The sequence below is a fragment of the Allobosea lathyri genome, assembly GCF_900108245.1.
In the GTDB taxonomy this organism is placed as follows: domain Bacteria; phylum Pseudomonadota; class Alphaproteobacteria; order Rhizobiales; family Beijerinckiaceae; genus Allobosea; species Allobosea lathyri.
This window is the reverse complement of sequence record NZ_FNUY01000005.1, coordinates 108,381-127,798: the sequence shown is the minus strand read 5'-3', so window position 1 is coordinate 127,798 and position 19,418 is coordinate 108,381. Positions and strand designations below refer to the sequence as shown.

15 protein-coding genes and 1 riboswitch are annotated in these 19,418 nt (G+C 66.2%); of the genes, 6 read left to right on the top strand and 9 right to left on the bottom strand.

The genetic code is table 11. The annotated features are described in order from the left end of the window. The first annotated feature begins 5 nt into the window (after positions 1-5). The 3 genes from C4S73_RS13525 to C4S73_RS13515 are packed head-to-tail and all read left to right on the top strand — an operon-like array spanning position 6 to position 2,622. Positions 6-1,112 carry a methionine ABC transporter ATP-binding protein gene (locus C4S73_RS13525; RefSeq protein WP_103873275.1) on the top strand — a complete coding sequence of 369 codons (1,107 nt, stop codon included), beginning with the start codon at positions 6-8 and terminating at the stop codon, positions 1,110-1,112. Then, positions 1,102-1,767, top strand: coding sequence for a methionine ABC transporter permease (locus C4S73_RS13520; RefSeq protein WP_103873035.1), 666 nt, complete (start codon positions 1,102-1,104; stop codon positions 1,765-1,767). Before C4S73_RS13525 ends, C4S73_RS13520 begins: the two co-directional genes overlap by 11 nt. A 48-nt stretch (positions 1,768-1,815) precedes the next feature. Further along, entirely contained in the window at positions 1,816-2,622 is an 807-nt protein-coding gene (locus C4S73_RS13515; RefSeq protein WP_103873034.1) for a MetQ/NlpA family ABC transporter substrate-binding protein, read from the top strand. 212 nt (positions 2,623-2,834) lie between these two features. Here C4S73_RS13515 and C4S73_RS13510 read toward each other — a convergent pair whose 3' ends face one another. After that, a complete protein-coding gene (locus tag C4S73_RS13510; RefSeq protein ID WP_103873033.1) occupies positions 2,835-5,036 on the bottom strand; it encodes an esterase-like activity of phytase family protein in 2,202 nt (733 codons plus the stop codon). Between the two features lie 124 nt (positions 5,037-5,160). After that, positions 5,161-5,601, bottom strand: coding sequence for a hypothetical protein (locus C4S73_RS13505; protein ID WP_244595591.1), 441 nt, complete (start codon positions 5,599-5,601; stop codon positions 5,161-5,163). 134 nt (positions 5,602-5,735) lie between these two features. Between C4S73_RS13505 and C4S73_RS13500 the strand changes: the two genes are divergently transcribed. Next, positions 5,736-6,572, top strand: a complete 837-nt coding sequence (locus C4S73_RS13500; RefSeq protein ID WP_103873031.1) for a helix-turn-helix domain-containing protein — start codon at positions 5,736-5,738, stop codon at positions 6,570-6,572. A 107-nt stretch (positions 6,573-6,679) separates the two neighbouring features. Then, positions 6,680-6,871 carry a CsbD family protein gene (locus C4S73_RS13495; RefSeq protein ID WP_103873030.1) on the top strand — a complete coding sequence of 64 codons (192 nt, stop codon included), beginning with the start codon at positions 6,680-6,682 and terminating at the stop codon, positions 6,869-6,871. Positions 6,872-7,076: 205 nt separating this feature from the next. Here the strand turns inward: C4S73_RS13495 and dnaJ are convergent, their stop codons facing one another. Both dnaJ and dnaK read right to left on the bottom strand, forming a co-directional pair. Beyond that, positions 7,077-8,219 (bottom strand): molecular chaperone DnaJ, encoded by a 1,143-nt coding sequence (dnaJ, locus tag C4S73_RS13490; RefSeq protein ID WP_103873029.1) that lies wholly within the window; start codon positions 8,217-8,219, stop codon positions 7,077-7,079. Between the two features lie 154 nt (positions 8,220-8,373). Then, complete coding sequence (dnaK, locus tag C4S73_RS13485; RefSeq protein WP_103873028.1) at positions 8,374-10,305, bottom strand: molecular chaperone DnaK; 1,932 nt, start codon at positions 10,303-10,305, stop codon at positions 8,374-8,376. 326 nt (positions 10,306-10,631) lie between these two features. Between dnaK and C4S73_RS13480 the strand changes: the two genes are divergently transcribed. Then, positions 10,632-11,516, top strand: a complete 885-nt coding sequence (locus C4S73_RS13480) for a hypothetical protein (RefSeq protein WP_146071349.1) — start codon at positions 10,632-10,634, stop codon at positions 11,514-11,516. Between the two features lie 45 nt (positions 11,517-11,561). Here the strand turns inward: C4S73_RS13480 and thiC are convergent, their stop codons facing one another. The 5 genes from thiC to C4S73_RS13455 all read right to left on the bottom strand — a co-directional run bounded on the left by thiC (position 11,562) and on the right by C4S73_RS13455 (position 19,374). Further along, on the bottom strand, positions 11,562-13,424 hold the full coding sequence (gene thiC, locus C4S73_RS13475) for a phosphomethylpyrimidine synthase ThiC (protein WP_103873026.1): 1,863 nt from the start codon (positions 13,422-13,424) through the stop codon (positions 11,562-11,564). Positions 13,425-13,501: 77 nt separating this feature from the next. Then, a riboswitch (TPP riboswitch) is annotated at positions 13,502-13,605 on the bottom strand. Positions 13,606-14,028: 423 nt separating this feature from the next. Beyond that, on the bottom strand, positions 14,029-14,229 hold the full coding sequence (locus C4S73_RS13470; RefSeq protein ID WP_103873025.1) for a hypothetical protein: 201 nt from the start codon (positions 14,227-14,229) through the stop codon (positions 14,029-14,031). 116 nt (positions 14,230-14,345) lie between these two features. Next, complete coding sequence (locus C4S73_RS28665; RefSeq protein WP_244595604.1) at positions 14,346-15,500, bottom strand: OmpA family protein; 1,155 nt, start codon at positions 15,498-15,500, stop codon at positions 14,346-14,348. Between the two features lie 1,090 nt (positions 15,501-16,590). Further along, positions 16,591-17,490, bottom strand: coding sequence for a polysaccharide deacetylase family protein (locus tag C4S73_RS13460; RefSeq protein WP_103873023.1), 900 nt, complete (start codon positions 17,488-17,490; stop codon positions 16,591-16,593). Between the two features lie 180 nt (positions 17,491-17,670). After that, on the bottom strand, positions 17,671-19,374 hold the full coding sequence (locus C4S73_RS13455; RefSeq protein ID WP_103873022.1) for a dipeptide ABC transporter ATP-binding protein: 1,704 nt from the start codon (positions 19,372-19,374) through the stop codon (positions 17,671-17,673). Positions 19,375-19,418: the final 44 nt, after the last annotated feature.

Sequence of the window (19,418 nt, the reverse complement as noted above, 5' to 3'; positions counted from 1 at the left end):
CCATGATGAACGCCCCTTTGAAAGCCGACGCCTTTGGCGTCGGAGCCCAACCCATTCCGGTTGCCGATCCGATCATCCGCTTCGAGCAGGTCGGCAAGAGCTATCCGGGTCGTCGCGGCCAGAATGCGGTGACGGCGCTCTCCGGCATCGATCTCACTGTGCCCAAGGGCGCGATCGTCGGTGTCATCGGGCGTTCCGGCGCCGGAAAGTCGACGCTGATCCGCCTCGTCAACGGGCTGGAGCGCGCCACTGCGGGCCGCATCCTGATCGAGGGCGAGGATGTTACGGGCCTCACCGAAGCCGGCTGGCGCGCAAGGCGCCGCCAGACCGGCATGATCTTCCAGCACTTCAACCTGCTGTCCTCGCGCACGGTCTTCGACAATGTCGCGCTGCCGCTCGAAATCGCGGGCGCGCCCAAGGCCGAGATCGAAAGCCAGGTCACGCGCCTGCTCGAACTGGTCGGTCTTGCCGACAAGCGCGAGCGCTATCCGGCCGAGCTTTCCGGCGGGCAGAAGCAGCGTGTCGGCATCGCGCGTGCGCTGGCGACCGAGCCGAAGGTGCTGCTCTGCGACGAGGCGACCTCGGCGCTCGACCCGGAAACGACGCAGTCGATCCTGGCCCTGCTGCGCAAGGTCAATCGCGAGCTCGGCATCACCATCCTGCTGATCACCCATGAGATTCCCGTGATCAAGGAAATCTGCGACCGCGTCGCGGTGATCGAGGACGGCCGCATCGTCGAGGAGGGCGATGTCTTCTCGGTGCTGACCCGTCCGCAGCATCCGACCACGGCACGCTTCGTCGAGGCTGTCACCGGCGTCGAGCTGCCGGCCTATCTCGCCGACCGTATCCGGACACAAGCCCGCCCCGGCGACGAAACGGTGCTGCGCATCACCTTCACCGGCGAGAACGCGACGGCTCCGGTCATCAGCCGGTTGAGCTCGACGATCGGTGTCGACGTCAACATCCTGGCGGGGCGCATCGACGCCATCGCCGGCAGGCCCTTCGGCAGCCTGCTCGTCTCTGTGCCGACGCAGGAGCCCGAACTCGCTGCCGTGCTGGGCGCGCTCAAAACTCTCGAACTCAAGGCGGAGGTGATCGGCTATGTCTCCTGAAATCCTGCGTCTGATCGCTCTCGCCACGGCCGACACCTTGCTGATGGTGGCGGTCGCTGCCGGTATCGGCACGCTTCTGGGCCTGCCGCTCGGCGTTTTCCTCGCGACCAGCAAGCGCGGCGAATTGTTTGCAGCCCCGGTCGTCAATGCGGTGCTCGGCACGCTGGTCAACGCCACGCGCTCGACGCCCTTCATCATCCTGGTGGTGGCGATCATCCCCTTCACAAGGCTGCTCGCGGGAACCTCGATCGGCACCAATGCGGCGATCGTGCCGCTGACGGTCGCGGCCACGCCTTTCATCGCAAGGCTGATCGAAGGCGCGATCCGCGAGGTCGACCAAGGTCTGGTCGAGGCCGCCCGCTCCATGGGCGCGACGCCGCTTCAGATCGTGCGCAAGGTGCTGGTGCCCGAGGCCCTGCCGGCAATCGCGCTGGGGCTCACGCTCGCCATCGTCAGCCTGATCGGCTTCTCGGCCATGGTTGGCGCCGTCGGTGGCGGCGGGTTGGGCGATCTCGGCATCCGCTACGGCTACCAGCGCTTCATGCCCGATGTGATGGCCGCTGTCGTCGCCGTGCTGATCGTCCTCGTCCAGGCCGTCCAGAGCATCGGGGACCATCTGGCACGCCGGCTGAACAAGCGCCTGCGCCACGCCTGATCCCTTTCATTTCACGCTCCAGAACATTCACACTCCAAGGAACCTGCCATGACACCCTCCAAGCTTACCCGCCGCGCCGCGCTTGCCGCGACAGCCGCTCTCGCTTTCGGTCTCGCCGCCCCCGCTCTGGCGCAGACCACCCAGGTCGTCCGCATCGGCGTCTCGCCCGGCCCCCATGCCGAGATCCTCGAGAAGGTGAAGCCGCTGCTGGCCAAGCAGGGCATCGACCTCAAGATCATCGAATTCTCCGACTATGTCGTGCCCAATCAGGCGCTCGACGCTGGCGAGCTGGAAGCCAATTCCTTCCAGAACCAGCCCTATCTCGACAATCAGGTGAAGGATCGCGGCTTCAAGCTGGTCAGCGCCGGGCTTACCGTAAACTTCCCGCTCGGCATCTACTCGGCCAAGTACAAGGATTGGGCGCAGGTGCCCGATGGCGCGACCATTGCGATCCAGAACGACCCGACCAATGGCGGCCGCTCGCTGCTGCTGCTCCAGGACAAGGGCGTGATCAAGCTCAAGGACGGCGTCGGCTTCAAGCCGAGCCCGGCCGACATCGTCAGCAACCCGAAGAAGCTGAAGGTCATCGAGATCGAGGCAGCCCAGACGCCGCGTTCGCTGGCCGATGTCGCCGCCGCCGCCATCAACACCAACTATGCGGTTGATGCCAAGATCGAGCCGACCTCGGCGATCCTGCGCGAAGACCCCAAGGGCCCTTACGTCAACATCATCGCGGTTCGCGCCGTCGACAAGGACAAGCCCTGGGTCAAGACGCTGGTCGACACCTACCACACGCCCGAGATCAAGGCCTTCGTCGCCGAGCGCTTCAAGGGCTCGGTGCTCGCCGGCTGGTAAGCTTTCTCCTCACCTGACTCTTCAATCGCAGTCAGGCACCTCCCCGGATGCGAAAGCGTCCGGGGTTTTTAATATGTGCCGCCTGTTTATCGCGGGCAGGCCATCTCGTCATGGTCGGGCTTGTCCCGACCAGCCACGTCTTCGCTCTGTTCAACTCGTGGATGCTCGCCACAAGGGCGAGCATGACGGAGGAGCTGCTCCCGGACGGTCCGTCAGTTCGCGATCTTGCCGAGTGCAAAAAACTGCGTCTCGCCGGAGGAATCGTCGACGCCGTCATTGTCGGTGACCACGAAGAGGTTGCCGGCCTTGTCCAGCGCCATGCCTTCGACCTTGTCGAGCCCATAGCCTCCGAGCTTCATCAAATCGGGCGTGAGATCGCGCAGCAGGGTCTTCTCGACGGTCGGGATCGCAGCCGAACCGATCGCGGCCGGCGTCAGGCCCTTGACCGAGAAGGTCGCCAGCGTCTTGACCGCCTTCGCGCCGAACAGATTGTCGCGCTCGATCACGGCGAAGCGATCATTGCCCAGGAAGACCAACTCCGACAGTCCCATCCAGGCTCCGCTAGAAGGCGTGCTCAGCGGATAGTGCAGCACGCCCCACTGCTTGGTGGCGGGCTTGTAGCTCAGGAGCTTGGTCTTGCCCTTGGGGTCGTCCTTCCACTCGCGCTGGACGGCGAGCCACACGGTCTCGTCGGCGCCCTCGCCGGTGACCGCGACGCCCTCGAAACCGAAGCGCACCGCGTGCTTTTCCAGTTCCTCGGGGAGATGGATCTCCTCCTCGATCTCGCCTTTCGCGGATGCCCGCAGAAGCATGTTGCGGCTCGGCTTGTCCTTGTCCTCGGGATTGCCTTCCGAGGCGAGCCAGAAGCCGCCCGTGGTCCGCGTGGCGATCGCCTCCAGATCATAGGAGGCAGGCTTGCCGTCCTTGGTCACGGTCAGGGCGCCGATGATCCGGGCCGGCTTCTGGGTGGCGTCGATGTCGAGGATGCGCGAGGGCGAATAGGCGTTGTCGGTGACCGCGAAGAGCCGTCCCGGCGCGGCGCGATCGGCGGCGAGGCCCGACAGCGCGCCCCAGCCGAGCGGAACGCCGTCGACATCGCTCGAGACGATGCTGGGATAGGCGGCCGGCGCTTCGCTGCGCTCATAGATCGTCACCGCCGAACGGGCGCCGCCCTTGGCGCCGACATCGGTCTCGGAGGCCGAGACGAAGAGATTGCGCTGCGGGATCGCCAGCAGACCCTCGGGGCCGATGCCGCCGGGCAGCGCCTGCAGGTAGTGCGGCGCCTTGCCGGCGCCTTCGTCCTTGTAGACCAGCACCAGCGAGGCGCGCTCCAGCCCGACGAAGATCAGTTTGTCGTTGCCATAGGTCGCGACCTCGATCCCCTCGGGCTCGCTGCCCTTCGCGGCCGAGCGCCTCTCCGGATAATGCCCGTGGCGCATCGCGATATGGTCGACGCTGGCCGCGGAGTCGAACTCGATCGTGCCGTCCTTGCGGAAGATGGTGAAGCCGCGCGAGCCGCCCTTCCAATCGCCCTCATTGGCGGTGACGAAGCGGTCATGGTCGAGCCAGCGCACCGCGTCGGGCTCGCGCGCCACGCCTTTCAGCTCCTCCGTGGCCTTGATCTGGCCGTCGCGGGTCTTGTCGATGCCCTTGAGGTCGACCGTGCCGGCCGAGAAATGCGTGACGAGCTTGCCCGTCTTGGTGTCGACGATGGCGAGGTGATTGTTCTCCTGCAGCGTCACAACCGCGAGCCCGTCCTGGTTGACGTCGACGAACTCCGGCTCGGGGTCGGTCGGCTCGACGGCGGCGATGCCGGTGAGGTCGACGACCTGGCGCGAGGCGCAGTCGGCTGCGCCATCCTTGACGCCGATCAGGGTGAGGTTGCCGGCCGGCAGCTGCGGCAGCGCGCCCTTGTTCAGCTTTTCGTCGCGCTCGTTCTCGATGACGATGACGAGCTTGCTCTTGTCCTTGCTGAGCGTGATCGAATCGGGCTGGCCGCCGAGATCGCAGGTCGCCACGACCGCTTTGGTCTTGAGGTCGATGGTGGCGAGATGCCCGGCCGGCTCCTTGAAATTGTCGCCGGAGGTGACGACTGCCGCAAAGGCCTTGTCGCCGAGAATGACGATCGAGGTCGTCTCGCCGCCCACAGGGATGAAGCCGGCGGGCCTGGGTGCATTGGCCGTCGTGATGTCGACCAGCCCGACCGCTTGCTGCTCGCCATCGGTATAGGCCAGCAGCGTGCCGGCGTCGTTGGCGGCGATGATCTCAGCAACGGTCTTCTTGGACGCGTCGCGATCTGCTGGCAGGTTGAGCGGCACGGAGAAGGTCGCCACGCGGTTGAACATGGGTTCGGCAAAGGCCGTGCCGCTCATCAGCGTGAAGCCGAGTGTTGCGAGAACGAGGGTTTGGCGCATGGGGCGATCCTGCTCTGCCGGGAGGTATGAGTGGACCTTTCGGCTAGTGAGCCCATGCGACAGTTGCGTGACGGAGCGCCGGCAGGCCGGCGCTCCGTTTCCTGTTATGCTCGTCGAGCGGCAGTCACCGTGCTGCGACTGCTTCTGCGCGATTGTCGGAGCCCGACCGCTTCAGGCCGACGATTTCGAGCTCGGTGACCAGCGCGACGGCCGCTGCCTGTGCCAGGACGAAAGCGATGCCGAGGCCCGTCGGCCCAAACCAGCCCATGAGCAGGATCGCGATGCTCTCGGCGATCCAGAGGACGTTGACGCCGATCACTGCGACGATGGCCAGACGGGCTAGGGTCTCGCGGCTGGAGAACCAGGCCAGCAGCGCAGCGCAGGGCAGCAAAACGAGGCCCGCTCCGCGCAGGAAGGCGGCCGGGAAGCCAAGCGGGCCCGCGAGGGGACCGGCCGCCATGGCAAGCAGAAGGCCGGTCGCAGCACAGGCGATGGCGTCGAGGAGAAGGGCATTGCGCAGGAAACGGGACGGCTGGATCATGGAGGGCGACTGGATCATGGGCATGGCGGTCTCCTTGGCTGCGACCCGTTCTCGTCGGGCCGGTTTCGATGGAGGCCATGCTGACGGCATCGCGTCGGCCGGTCGATTAAGCGGGAGGTAATTGAAAGCCGGCCTCTGCGCCGATTAGGTTCACTTCCATGAACACACATCAGCTGAATACGCATCATCAGCCCAGCATTGGCCATTTGCTCCGCGACTGGCGTCAGTTGCGCCGGTTCAGCCAGCTCGATCTCGCGCTCGAAGCCGAGATTTCGCAGAAGCATCTCAGCTTCGTCGAAAGCGGCCGCTCGCAGCCCAGCCGCGACATGGTCCTGCTGCTGGCCGAACATCTCGGCGTGCCCCTGCGCGAGCGCAACGCGCTGCTCAACGCCGCCGGCTATGCACCGGTCTATCTGGAGCGCTCGCTGGAAGACCCCGGCCTGCGAGCCGCCAAATCCGCGATCGACCTCGTGCTGAAGGGCCATGAGCCCTATCCGGCGCTCGCGGTCGACCGCCATTGGACCCTGCTCGCCGCCAATGGTGCGGTCTCAGGACTCCTCGGCATGGTCGCTGAGGCCGAGTTGCTTCGCCCGCCCGTCAATGTGCTGCGGTTGTCGCTGCATCCGGATGGCCTTGCCCCCTTCATCGTCAATCTCGGCGAGTGGCGGGCCCATCTCATCGCGCGTCTGCGCCAGCAGATCAGGGCGACGGCGGACCCGATCCTCGTCGATCTCCTGACGGAGCTGCTCGGCTACCCCGCCCCAGCGGAGGCGCCGCGCAAGGGTCATGAGGCCGAGATCGAAGCCGCCATCGTCGTGCCCATGCAGCTCAGGGTCGGTGACAGCGTGCTCTCGCTGATCTCCACCACGACGGTGTTCGGCACGCCGGTCGACATCACCTTGTCGGAACTGGCGCTGGAAACCTTCTTCCCAGCCGATGCGGCAACCGCCGAGGCCTTGCGGGCGCTCGCGGCGCAGACTGCCGCCGCCGAGTAAGCGGCTGGCCGAAGCATCGGAGTTTTCCGGGAACCTTCTTCGCGCCCGCTGGTTTCTTCGTCGCAAGCCGCACGGGCGGCAAGAAATTCACGAGAAGGATCAAAGTCATGGGCAGCACTGCTGACAAGATCAAGGGCATGGCCAACGAAGCTGCGGGTAACGTCAAGCAGGCGGCCGGCAAAGCTATGGACAAGCCCGGCCTGCAGGCCGAGGGCATCGCTCAGGAGCGCAAGGGCGAAGCCCAGCAGGCGCTCGGCAAGGGCAAGGATGCTGTAAAGAAGGTGATCGACAAGGCCTGATTACTATCAGACCCCGATCAAAGAGCGGGCTGCCGAAAGGCGGCCCGCTTTTTTATTGGCGCACAGCCTCTACGTCATCCCGGACAAGCGGCGACGCCGCGCCGATCCGGGATCTATGCCGGAACGCTGGCATGGAAGCTTCAGGAATGGATCCCGGGTCTCCGCTTCGCTACGCCCGGGATGACGTGCCAGGGTGCGCGGGAAATCAGGCCGTTCCGCCGAGCCCGCCGAGGAACTCCTTGACCCGGCCGAAAAAGCCGGCGGCTTCGGGATGCGTCGCGCCGGAGCTTTCGCGCTCGAATTCCAGCAGCAACTCGCGCTGGCGCGCGGTGAGCTTCTGCGGCGTTTCGACCAGAACCTGGATGTACAGATCGCCGGTTTCGCGCGAGCGCAATACGCTCATGCCCTTGCCCTTGAGGCGGAACTGCTTGCCGGTCTGCGTCCCCTCGGGGATTTTCACGCGGGCCTGCTCGCCGGACAGCGTCGGCACTTCGATCTCGCCGCCCAGCGCCGCCGAGGTCAGGCCCAGCGGCACGCGGCAGAACAGATCGGCCCCGTCGCGCTGGAAGATCGCGTGCGGCTTGATCGAGAGGAAAATGTAGAGGTCGCCAGCCGGGCCGCCGCGCAGCCCGGCCTCGCCTTCGCCGGCAAGCCTGATGCGCGTGCCATCCTCGACACCCGCCGGGATATTGACCGAGAGCGAGCGCTCGCGCGTGACGCGGCCCGCGCCCTGGCAGTTCTTGCAGGGGTCGTCGATGATCTCGCCGCGGCCTGCGCAGGTCGGGCATGTCCGCTCGACCGAGAAGAACCCCTGATTGGCCCGCACCCGGCCATGGCCGCCGCAGGTCGGGCATCCCCGCGATTTCGAGCCGGGCTTGGCGCCCGTGCCGGCGCAGGATTCGCAGGCGATCGAGGTCGGCACGCGGATCGAGGCGTTCTTGCCGGTAAACGCGTCCTCGAGCCCGATCTCGAGATTGTAGCGCAGATCGGCGCCGCGCTCGCGGCCATTGGCAGCGCGCGCTCCGCCACCGGCACGCCCGCCGCGCGCATCGCCGAAGAATGAATCGAAGATGTCCGACATGAAGTCGGAGAAATCGGGGTTGCCGCCGCCACCGCCGCCATTCTCGAAAGCCTGATGGCCGAAACGGTCATAGGCCGCGCGCTTCTGCTCGTCGGAGAGCACCTGATAGGCCTCGTTCAATTCCTTGAACTTGGCTTCGGCCCCCTTGTCGCCGGGGTGGCGGTCGGGATGGCAGCCCATGGCGAGCTTGCGGAAGGCGCTTTTCAGCTCCGCCTCGCTCGCGGTCTTCGTGACCATCAGGATTTCGTAGTAATCGCGCTTGGACATCAAACGGCGGCCCCTTCGCTCTTCCTTGGATCGTGGTCGGGCCTTGCCCGGCCATCTCCTGCAGAAGAACGAGAATGTTCGTTCGGGACGCCTTTCCTGAACGAGATGGCCGGGTCAAGCCCGGCCATGACGTTCAGTGAAAGGAGTCTGGCAATCAGGCGCTTTTCTTCTTGTCGCCCTTGTCGTCGCTGACATCCTTGAAGTCGGCGTCGATGACGTCGTCCTTCTTGGCTTCCGCCGGCTCTTCGCCGCCACCATCGGCTGCGCCGCCACCGTCCGCCTGGCTCGCCGCATACATGGCTTCGCCAAGCTTCATCGAGGCCTGCATCAGGTCGGTGGTGCGCGAGGAGATCATCTCGGCATTGTCCTCGGCCAGCGCCGCCTTGAGCGCGTCGAGAGCGGTCTCGATCGCCGTCTTGTCGGCGGCCGTGACCTTGTCGCCATAGTCCTTCAGCGACTTCTCGGTCGAGTGCACGAGGCTCTCGCCCTGGTTCTTGGCCTCGACCAGCTCGCGACGCTTCTTGTCCTCGCCGGCATTGGCCTCGGCATCCTTGACCATCTTCTGGATGTCGGCTTCCGACAGGCCACCAGACGCCTGGATGCGGATCTGCTGCTCCTTGTTGGTGGCCTTGTCCTTCGCCGTCACCGAGACGATGCCGTTGGCGTCGATATCGAAGGTCACCTCGATCTGCGGCATGCCGCGCGGGGATGGCGGAATGCCCATCAGGTCGAACTGGCCGAGCATCTTGTTGTCGGCCGCCATCTCGCGCTCGCCCTGGAAGACCCGGATCGTCACCGCCTGCTGATTGTCCTCGGCAGTGGAGAAGACCTGGCTCTTCTTGGTCGGGATCGTGGTGTTGCGGTCAATCAGACGCGTAAAGACACCGCCCAGCGTCTCGATGCCCAGCGAAAGCGGGGTCACGTCGAGCAGCAGCACGTCCTTGACGTCGCCCTGCAGCACGCCGGCCTGGATCGCGGCGCCGATGGCGACGACCTCGTCCGGGTTCACGCCCTTATGCGGCTCCTTGCCGAAGAACTGCTTCACGACTTCCTGCACCTTCGGCATGCGCGTCATGCCGCCGACGAGGACCACTTCGTCGATCTGGCCCGCCGACAGGCCGGCATCCTTGAGCGCCTTCCTGCAGGGCTCGATGGTGCGCTGGACGAGATCGTCGACCAGGCTCTCGAACTTGGCGCGAGAAAGCTTGATGGCGAGGTGCTTCGGCCCGGAGGCATCCGCCGTGATGTAGGGCAGGTTGATCTCGGTCTGGGCGGTGGTCGAGAGTTCGATCTTGGCCTTTTCGGCAGCTTCCTTCAGACGCTGCAGAGCGAGCTTGTCCTTCTTCAGGTCGATGCCCTGCTCGCGCTTGAACTCGTCCGCGAGATATTCGACGAGGCGCATGTCGAAGTCCTCGCCGCCGAGGAAGGTGTCGCCATTGGTCGACTTCACCTCGAAGACGCCATCGCCGATCTCGAGGATCGAGACGTCGAAGGTGCCGCCGCCGAGGTCATAGACCGCGATCGTGCCGGCCTGCTTCTTGTCGAGGCCATAGGCGAGCGCGGCAGCAGTCGGCTCGTTGATGATGCGCAGCACTTCGAGGCCGGCGATGCGGCCGGCATCCTTGGTCGCCTGACGCTGGGCGTCGTTGAAATAGGCCGGGACCGTGATGACCGCCTGCGTGACGGGCTGGCCGAGATAGGCTTCGGCCGTCTCCTTCATCTTGGTCAGGGTGAAGGCGGAAATCTGCGACGGCGAATAATCGGTGCCGTCGGCCTCGACCCAGGCGTCGCCTGCAGCCGCCTTCTTGATCTTGTAGGGGACGAGATTCATGTCCTTCTGCGTCATCGGATCGTCGAATGTCCGGCCGATGAGACGCTTGATCGCGAAGAACGTGCGCTCCGGATTGGTGACGGCCTGGCGCTTGGCCGGCTGGCCGACCAGACGCTCGCCGTCATCGGTGATGGCGACGATGGAGGGCGTGGTGCGCGCGCCTTCCGAATTCTCGATAACCTTGGGCGTAGAGCCTTCCATGACCGCGACGCAGGAGTTGGTCGTGCCGAGGTCGATACCGATTACTTTACCCATGGATGGGATCCCTTTCGATTGAGCAGATCGCCGACCGGCAACGCTTGGCGCTGTCTTTCGGCCCATGGACCGGCCTCGCCCCCGCCTGTTGCGGCGAACCAAACCGGCATTCCACGTTTGACGGTCGTTAAACCGCCTCTTGGGGGCGTATATAGTGAGGGTGTTCATGCCCTTGCAAGACAGGCGAGCCGATTAAGAATGGCGCTCGGGCTTGGCTGGCATGGCGTTGAGTGCTCATTCCTGGCGGGTGTTGCGGAAGTGCCCTTGCGCGCTGGCGTATGACATTTCATGCAAACAGGCTGTTATTGTTCCAATATGGTTCGCCTGTGAGACAACTGACGCCCCCTGTCCTCTGCCTTGCGCTGCTGGTTCTGGCCGGCGCAAGCGTTTCTGCGCGCGCGCAGCCGCTGCAATTGCCGGGAGCGCAGCCCTTCAATGCGCCCGGCGCCCAGCAGTCCGCCCCGCATGGCACGAGCAGCGGGCCTGCCGCACCGCGCGTGCATACCATGCCCGCGATCAAGGTTGCCGGCGAGGAGGCGATCGTCGGACGTACCTTGCGGCGCAATGGCGGATTCGGCGAGGCGACCTTCGAGAAGACTGCGACCGGCTATGGGCTCAAGCTCAATGCCGAAGGTTTCCAGGCGGCCAATCTGGTCGAGCCCTGCACCGTCTCCTTGGGGGACGGGCCACTGCCGGTCACGGCACTCGGCCGCCCTGCCGGCGTGCCGCGCTACAGGCTGGAAGCCCCGATCTGCCCGATCGTTTTCGATGTGCTCGACGGAGCTTTCCTGGTCGTGGAGCCCGCCCAGCCCTGCGTGGTCGAGGCGGCGGCCTGCCGGATCGATGTGCGCGGCCTCTGGGGGCCGGATGCGCGGACCCTCGTCAGTCGCGCCAAGGAAATCGAATCCGCGCGCGGCGTGGCCGAGCGGGCGGTCCGCGAAGGCTACCGCGCGCTGAACGCCAAGCATGACGCTGTCGAGCAACGTGGCCTCGCACGCGAGCAGGCCGGTTTCTCGGCCGAGCGCGAAACCATCTGCAGGGATTTCCAGCGCGAAGGCTCGCTCGGCTTCTGCGGCGCGCGCCTCACCGAGGCAAGGGCGGCCTCCATCCGGGCAAGGCTCGGCATCACCAGCGAGCCGAAGCCGCCCCGCCCCAAGCCGGCCCGGCCCGCCGTCGCCAAGCCCGCGCCATTGCCGCTGACGCCGCAATAGGGGCAGGCCCGGACGCAGCGCGCCAAGGCCTGCCGCTGGTTCAGCTCATTCCGCCGCCGGCAGGTAGAGCTGCGAGCCCTTGTCCATGAACTCCTTGGATTTGGCCGCCATGCCTTCCAGCGCCAGGCGCTCATTGTCTCCCATCGCCAGAACCTCGGCGCGCAGATCCTGCGTGATCTTCATCGAGCAGAATTTCGGCCCGCACATCGAGCAGAAATGCGCGACCTTGTGCACGTCCTTGGGCAGCGTCTCGTCGTGATAGGCGCGCGCCGTATCGGGATCGAGCGCCAGGTTGAACTGGTCCTCCCAGCGGAAGTCGAAGCGCGCCCGCGAGACCGCATCGTCCCTGAGCTTCGCCGCCGGATGTCCCTTGGCGAGGTCTGCCGCATGGGCCGCGATCCGGTAGGTTATAACCCCGGTCTTGACGTCGTCGCGGTTGGGCAGGCCGAGATGCTCCTTGGGCGTAACGTAGCAGAGCATCGAGCAGCCGAACCAGCCGATCATCGCCGCGCCTATCCCCGAGGTGATATGGTCGTAGCCCGGCGCGATATCGGTCGTCAGCGGTCCCAGCGTATAGAACGGCGCTTCGCCGCATTCGCGCAGCTGCTTGTCCATGTTCTCCTTGATCTTGTGCATCGGCACATGGCCGGGGCCCTCGATCATTACCTGACAGCCCTTGTCCCAGGCGACCTTGGTGAGTTCGCCCAGCGTCTCCAGCTCGGCGAACTGGGCGCGGTCATTGGCATCGGCGATCGAACCCGGACGCAGGCCGTCTCCCAGCGAGAACGAGACGTCGTATTTGCGCATGAGATCGCAGATCTCCTCGAAACGCTCGTAGAGGAAGCTCTCCTTGTGATGCGCCAGACACCAGCGCGCCATGATCGAGCCGCCGCGCGAGACGATGCCGGTGACGCGATTGGCGGTCAGCGGCACGTAGGGAAGCCTTACGCCGGCATGGATGGTGAAGTAGTCGACGCCCTGCTCGGCCTGCTCGATCAGCGTGTCCTTGAACACCTCCCAGTCGAGCTTGATCGGGTCGCCGCCGACCTTCTCCAGCGCCTGGTAGATCGGCACGGTGCCGATCGGCACGGGCGAGTTGCGCAGGATCCAGGAGCGGATGTTGTGGATATTGCGGCCCGTCGACAGGTCCATGACGGTGTCGGCGCCCCAGCGGATCGCCCAGACCAGCTTCTCGACCTCCTCGGCCGCGCCGGAGGTCACAGCCGAATTGCCGATATTGGCGTTGATCTTGACCAGGAAATTGCGGCCGATCGCCATCGGCTCCAGCTCGGGATGGTTGATGTTGGCGGGAATGATGGCGCGCCCGCGCGCGATCTCGCTGCGCACGAATTCCGGCGTGACGAATTCCGGTACGGAGGCGCCAAAACTCTCGCCGTCGGCATGGCGCTCCCTGGCGCCCTCCAGCATGGCGGCGCGGCCGAGATTCTCGCGATGCGCGACATAGATCATCTCGGGCGTGATGATGCCGGCGCGGGCGAACTCGAACTGCGTCGCCATCTGGCCGTCGCGCGCCGTCAGCACGGGGCGCTGCGCCGGGCAGGCGGGAACGAGATTCTCAGGAGAGATGTGGCCGTTATCGGCGTCCGTGACGGCGCGGCCCGCAACCGTTTCGAAACCGCGGGCATTGAGCCAGGCCCGGCGCACCTGCGGCAGGCCGGCATTGAGGTCGATCGTGGCGTCCGTTTCCGTGAACGGCCCGGACGGGTCGTAGATGCGCACCGGCGGTTCGGAATACGTGGTGAGCTGCACCTCGCGGAAGGGCACGCGCATGGTCGGGTCTTCCGGCGGCGCGACATAGATTTTGCGCGAGCCGATGATCGGGCCCGTGGTCACGCTTTGCGGCGCGGTCTTGATGCTGTTTTTCGGGAGTTTGGTAGGGGCGTTCATAGGATCTCCTCCTTGGTCCAAGGTTCAGGAGATCCGGGTGTCGAGACGGTTTGTCGCTGTCTGCGGATACAGCGGTGCCGTAAGCCGCGTTCCAGTCCCTCCGCCGGTATGACCCGGATCAGGTTCGATGGGTTCAGCCTTGCGGCCATCTCAGCTCTTGCGAGCACCCCTCGGAACGGGATCGAGGTTAGGCGGGAAGCATGTCGCGCGCAACCGGCAAAGGCCGGGAGTTGTCGGTCAGATCGGGAGGAGCCAGCAGGCGGTCCCAAAAACTGTTCGGTAAATTCCTGCAGCCCTCATCCTCAGGAGCCATTTCGTCAATGGCGTCTCGAACGAGACGCTGCTTCGCAGCTCCTCAGTGAGGGCCGAGTTCTCAGACAGATGGATTGATTGGAGGCTTGGCCGGAGGGCGGCTGCTCCGTTCGGGATGCTGAAACGTGGTCCGTGTTGAGCGGCCACAAGCATCGGGAAGGAGCAGCCAAGAGCTATTATACCGGACTGGACGTGTCGTGGGAAGAGACGAAAATCCGCGTTGTCGATGGAACGGGGCCGGATCTTGAAAGAGGCAAACGGCAAGCGAGTCTGGCGCGCGGCAGAGATGGATTCAGGCGGTGATGTCGAGATTCTCGCCCTGTCCTGCGGGCAGCGTGGCCTTCGACTGTTCGGCGCTTTGCTGGAGCATGGTGATCACGGCCTGATCGGACTGGGATTGCTGCCGCAGCATTTCGGTTTGCAGGGTGCGCTGCGTCGCTGCCGCCTGGCTGGTCGCAAGGCTCTGCGCGATGGCGATGGATGAATCGCTCATGTCGGTCTCCTCATGCGAGGACAGACTAGGCGGCGTTCCCTACCGATCCCTGAACGTCTTGACGATAAAAGCGCTCCAGCGCGGCGGAGCTGCCGCCGCGCTGGAGCGTCCGGTTTTTACTGGCCGTTCTGCCCGGCAAGCAGTGGCGTGATGCGCCGCAGGGTGACACGGCGGTTCTCGCGGGCCGGCTCCTGAGTCGCGACCTTGAGATACTGCTCACCATAGCCCTGCGTCGTCAGGTTCTCCGGGGGAACACCGAAGTCGCGCGTCAGGATCTCGCCGACCGACTGCGCCCGGCGGTCCGACAGCGACAGATTGTCGATGTCGTTGCCGACGGCGTCGGTATGGCCTTCGATCAGGAAGACCTCGTTCGGCGAGCTTTGCAGCGCCTGGCGGATCGAAGCGGCGATCACCGAAAGCCGCTGCACCTGGCCGGGGGCGACCTCCCAGGATGCGGTTTCGAACGTCACGCTGTCGATATCGACACTGCGCATACGCGCCCGCAGATCGGGCGAGTAGCGGACTTCGTCGAGCGTATAGCGGCGCGGGATGGCGGCGATCGGCGGTGCCGTGATCGTCTCGTAGATCAGGCGCTCGTCAGCCTGGTCGGCATCGACGATATACTGCTCGCGCGGCATCGGCAGCGGCGGCCGGGGCAGCACGATGATCTCATCCGAGAAACGGTCATTGGGCCGGTCGCGACGGGTGTTGTCGATGATCACGAACTCACGCCCGTCGCGGTCGAGGCGGGTGCGGCGGATCAGGCGGCCGTCCTCGTCGGTGATCGTGACCACGCGGGTGCCGTCGGGCCGCTCGAACACATTGCGCATCTCGCCGTCGCGGCGTTCGGTGCGCCCGTCGAAGCCGAGATCGCGGAAGCGCTGCGTCTCGTCGCGCCGGATGATCGTGCGGTCGTCATCGCGGATGATGGTGCGGCCGGGTTCGCGGATGATGGTGGCGTCACCTTCCCGTCGCTCCTCGCGGCGGCTGCGGACATCCTCGAAGCGCTCTGCCCCTTGCGTGGCCATGATGCCGCCGATGACGCCGGCGCCGAGCCCGATCGCGGCCGCGCCGCCAAGCCCGATGCCGCCGCGCCGGCCCTGACGATCCGGGGCGGGAGGCTGACCGGGGGCGCCGACAGGCGCTTGGCCGGGAATGGCGGCGGGTGGCTGACCAGCGGGCGGCGCAGCCTGTGTGCTGCCGGGCGGCAGGCCACCGCGGCCTCCCTGGCGATCAAGCGTAGGAGGTTGCGTGGACGGCTGACCCGGCACTGCGGCTGGTGCGGGTGGCTGAGCCGGAGTGGCAGCCGGGGGCTGGCCGGCGGGCAAGGGCGCCTGTGGACTGCCTGCAGGCACACCACCGCGAAGCCCCTGACGATCGGGCGCTACTGGCTGCCCCGGTGCTGCGACCGGAGGTTGACCGGGACCGACGGTTGGCCTTGCCGAGGGGGCGGCCGGCGCGGTGCCGGCTGGAGGAGCGACCTGCGTCTGGCCGGGCTGCGGCTGAGGCGGCCGCGGTGGAACGGGCGCGTCCGGAGCGCGACCGGCAGGCGGAACCGGGACGGCCTGTGGAGCAGGCGCGGGTGCTGGCGCTGGGCGCGATGGAGCCGGAGGTGCGACAGGAGCGGTCTGAGCCGGAGCCGCGGGAGCTGGCGCGGCGCGGGGAGCCGGCGGCTGAGCCGGCACGGCCTGTGGCGCGGTGACCGGAGGCAATGGTGCTGGGCGCGTAGGTGCAGCAGCGGGCGGGCGCGGCGGTGTCGGGCGAACGGCCGGCTCGCCCGTTGGCGAGGGCACCGGGACGGGCCTCGGCGCGACCTGGCCGGGCGCGGGTGCGATGATCGATGGCGCGGCGCGAGGCATCGGCGGCTCGCGACGCGGCTCGGGGCTCGCTGCGGGCGGACGCGGCGCGACAGGTGGAGCGGCGCTCGGGGCTGCCGGTGGCGCCGGGCGCTGGATCGCCGGCGGCTGGGCGGGCTGGGGCCGTTCCCCGGCAGGACCGCCACGCGGCGGTGCAGGGGCTCGTGGAACCCCGGGGGCACGCTCTCCGCCGGGAGGGCGCTCGGCTCCAGGCGGGCGCTCGCCGCCGGGTCTGCGATCGCGACGCGGCTGCCCCGGCTGGTCTTCGGGGGCGGGAGCCTGGGCAAGTTCGACAGGCCGTTGTGCTGGCGGGTTGGCGAAGCCGCTTTGCGCCAGGGTGATGGCGGGAAGGATGGTGCCGACCAGGAGCCAGTTCTTCGTGCGCGTCATGATATCCGTTTCCGTTTCACTGGCGGCATTCAGCGCCCGCAGGCGCTGAACCCGTCATGAACCAAAAACGGCCGAAATCGGGCGATGTTCCGCCAGAGCAGCCGAAGGCGACGCTTCAGAGGCGCGCCTCCTGCTTCACATGGGCCGCGATCTCGGCATGGCTGGCGAACCAGACGTCCGGCATCTCCTTGATATGAGCGATCAGCTTTTCGAGGATCCAGATGCGCGAGCGATAAGTGATGATGTGCGGATGCATCGTCAGCAGGAAGAGCCCGCCTTCCTCATAAGCCCGGTCGAACTCGCGGCGGAAGATGTCGAACACGGTTTCGGGCGCCGTATAGGGCCTGAGCGCCTGGAAGCGGTTCATGTTGAAATAGACCGCGTCGTCGCGAATCCATTCGACGGGAAGCTCGATCATGCCGGTGGGCTCGCCGTTCTCGACGATCTCGTAGGGGTCGTCATCGGCAAAGAGCGAGGAATCGTAGAGCAGGCCGAGCTCGCGCTGGATCGAGAGCGTCGATTCCGAGAAATCCCAGGACGGCGTGCGCATGCCGACCGGCCTGACGCCGGTGATCTTCTCCAGCGTGTCGGCCGAGCGGAAATGCAGGTCGCGCTCCGCGGCCGGCGGCACCGCCGTGTTGAGCTCGTGAATCCAGCCATGCAGGCCGATCTCGTGACCCTCTGCAATGACGCGGCGCTGTTCGTCGGGATGCAGCAGGGCGGTCACCGCCGGCACGAAGAAGGTCGCCTGCACGTCCTCCTTGGCCAGCAGGTTCAGGATGCGCGGCACGCCGACGCGGTTGCCATACTGGCCCCATGACAGCCGCCCGACCGATTTGCCGCCCTCGCGCAGATCGCTGGTCTCGTGATCGGAATCGAAGGACAGAGCGACGGCGCAGCGCGCCCCGTTCTTCCAGCTTGCGGGTTTGAGGTTGCGTCCGGCGCGGACGCGGTCGACCTTGGCGCGCCAGGTCTCTTCCGGCCACTGCCAGGGTTCGAGAACGGGTTCGGTCATGGCAGGCTCCTTCCAATGTTAACGCGATGGCGCAATCCAACCGCGCCGTCATCCTGGCCGAAGCGAAGCGGAGCGCCGGGATCCATCGTAGAACGAAGGTGCTCCAGGATGGATCCCGGATCTGCGCGGCTGCGCCGCTTGTCCAGGATGACGCCGCGTATTTCCGTCGAACCGATGTTTTCAAGCGACCGGCAGCACGGGCACTGCGGCCAGCAGTCTTTGGGTATAGGGGTCTTGCGGGTGGTCGTAGACCTCGCTGGCGGTGCCGCTCTCGACGATTCTGCCGCGATGCATGATCGCGACACGGTCGCAGAGATGGCGCACCACCGAAAGATCATGCGAGATGAAAATCAGCGTCAGGTCGAGCTCGCTGCGCAGGCGGATCAGCAGGTTGATGATCTGCGCCTGGATCGAGACGTCGAGCGAGGCGACCGGCTCGTCGCAGACGACCACATCGGGCTGCATCGCGAGAGCGCGGGCGATCGCGACGCGCTGGCGCTGACCACCGGAGAACTGGTGTGGGTACCGGCTGGCGAAAGCCGGGTCGAGCCCCACCGCTGCGAGCCACTGCCTGACGTAATGCCCCGCCTCCGCGCGGCTGACGAGACCATGGGCGATCGGCCCTTCGCTGATGCTGTCGCCGATGCGCATGCGCTGGTTCAGCGAGGCGAAGGGGTCCTGGAAGATCGTCTGGATACGGGTGGTGATCTTGTGCGGCCGGTCGCCGCTGCTCATCACCGGCTCGCCGTCGAGGAGGACATGGCCGGCATCGGGAGCGTAGATGCCCGCCGCCATCCGCCCGAGCGTCGACTTGCCGCTGCCGGACTCGCCGACAAGGCCTAGCGCTTCGCCGCGCGTCAGCGTCAGGCTCACCGAATCGACCGCCTGCACGCTGGGCGCCGGCCGGGCGATGCCCATCTTCTGAGCCAGCAGGCGCAGCACGCCGGCCTTCTGCTGGAAACGCTTGCCGACGGCGTCGATGACGAAATAGGGGATTTCGGCCTTCCGCCGTCCGGATTCCGCCAGTCTTGCCAGCCGCGGCGGCGGCGCGGCGTCGGTGCCAGCGCCGCGCGCCAGCAAGGCCCCGGGCTTGGCTCGGGAGGGCAGAGCGTCGAGCAGGGACTGCGTATAGGGATGCTTCGGACGGGTCAGCACGTCGAGCACCGGGCCAGCCTCGACGATCTTGCCCGAGCGCATCACGCAGACATGGTCGGCGATGGACGCGATGGTCGCAAGATCATGGCTGATCCAGATCATCGACGTTCCGAGCTCGGCCACCAGCTCCTTCATCTCGACGAGAATCTCGGCCTGGATGGAGACGTCGAGCGCGGTTGTCGGCTCGTCCGCGATGATCAGCTTGGGCCGGTGCAGAAGCGCGATGGCGATGGCGACGCGCTGGCGCATGCCGCCGGAGAACTGGTGCGGGTAGAAATCGACCTTCGTCTCAGGTTCGGGAATGCGCACCTGCCGCAGTGCTGCGATGGCGCGCTTGCGCCCCTCAGCGGCAGAGACGTCTTCATGAGCCTCCAGCGCCAGTCGGATCTGCGTGCCGATGGTCAGCATCGGGTTCAGCGTCATCATCGGGTCCTGGAAGACCATCGAGATGCTTTTCCCGCGAATGCCGCGCAGCTCCGATGAAGGCAGGCCGACAAGCTCGCGCCCGTCCAGCTTGATCGACCCGCCCTCGACCCGCCCGGGCGGGTCGATCAGGCCGATGATCGAGAAACCGGTAATGCTCTTGCCCGAGCCGGACTCGCCGACGAGCCCCATCACTTCGCCGCGCCGCAGCGCGAAGGAGACACCGTCCACCGCCTTCACGATGCCGGTCCGGCTGTGAAAATGCGTGACGAGGTTGGTGACCTCGAGGAGTGGAGAGGGGCTCATCGTTCCCACACCCTCTCGTCTGCAGTGTCTGGCATCCCAACGTC

Bases quoted from the DNA above. Each gene is read 5' to 3' on its own strand.
- C4S73_RS13525 (WP_103873275.1), top strand. From the start codon at position 6: ATGAACGCCCCTTTGAAAGCCGACGCCTTTGGCGTCGGAGCCCAACCC.
- C4S73_RS13520 (WP_103873035.1), top strand. From the start codon at position 1,102: ATGTCTCCTGAAATCCTGCGTCTGATCGCTCTCGCCACGGCCGACACC.
- C4S73_RS13515 (WP_103873034.1), top strand. From the start codon at position 1,816: ATGACACCCTCCAAGCTTACCCGCCGCGCCGCGCTTGCCGCGACAGCC.
- C4S73_RS13510 (WP_103873033.1), bottom strand. From the start codon at position 5,036: ATGCGCCAAACCCTCGTTCTCGCAACACTCGGCTTCACGCTGATGAGC.
- C4S73_RS13505 (WP_244595591.1), bottom strand. From the start codon at position 5,601: ATGCCCATGATCCAGTCGCCCTCCATGATCCAGCCGTCCCGTTTCCTG.
- C4S73_RS13500 (WP_103873031.1), top strand. From the start codon at position 5,736: ATGAACACACATCAGCTGAATACGCATCATCAGCCCAGCATTGGCCAT.
- C4S73_RS13495 (WP_103873030.1), top strand. From the start codon at position 6,680: ATGGGCAGCACTGCTGACAAGATCAAGGGCATGGCCAACGAAGCTGCG.
- dnaJ (WP_103873029.1), bottom strand. From the start codon at position 8,219: ATGTCCAAGCGCGATTACTACGAAATCCTGATGGTCACGAAGACCGCG.
- dnaK (WP_103873028.1), bottom strand. From the start codon at position 10,305: ATGGGTAAAGTAATCGGTATCGACCTCGGCACGACCAACTCCTGCGTC.
- thiC (WP_103873026.1), bottom strand. From the start codon at position 13,424: ATGAACGCCCCTACCAAACTCCCGAAAAACAGCATCAAGACCGCGCCG.
- C4S73_RS13470 (WP_103873025.1), bottom strand. From the start codon at position 14,229: ATGAGCGATTCATCCATCGCCATCGCGCAGAGCCTTGCGACCAGCCAG.
- C4S73_RS13460 (WP_103873023.1), bottom strand. From the start codon at position 17,490: ATGACCGAACCCGTTCTCGAACCCTGGCAGTGGCCGGAAGAGACCTGG.
- C4S73_RS13455 (WP_103873022.1), bottom strand. From the start codon at position 19,374: ATGAGCCCCTCTCCACTCCTCGAGGTCACCAACCTCGTCACGCATTTT.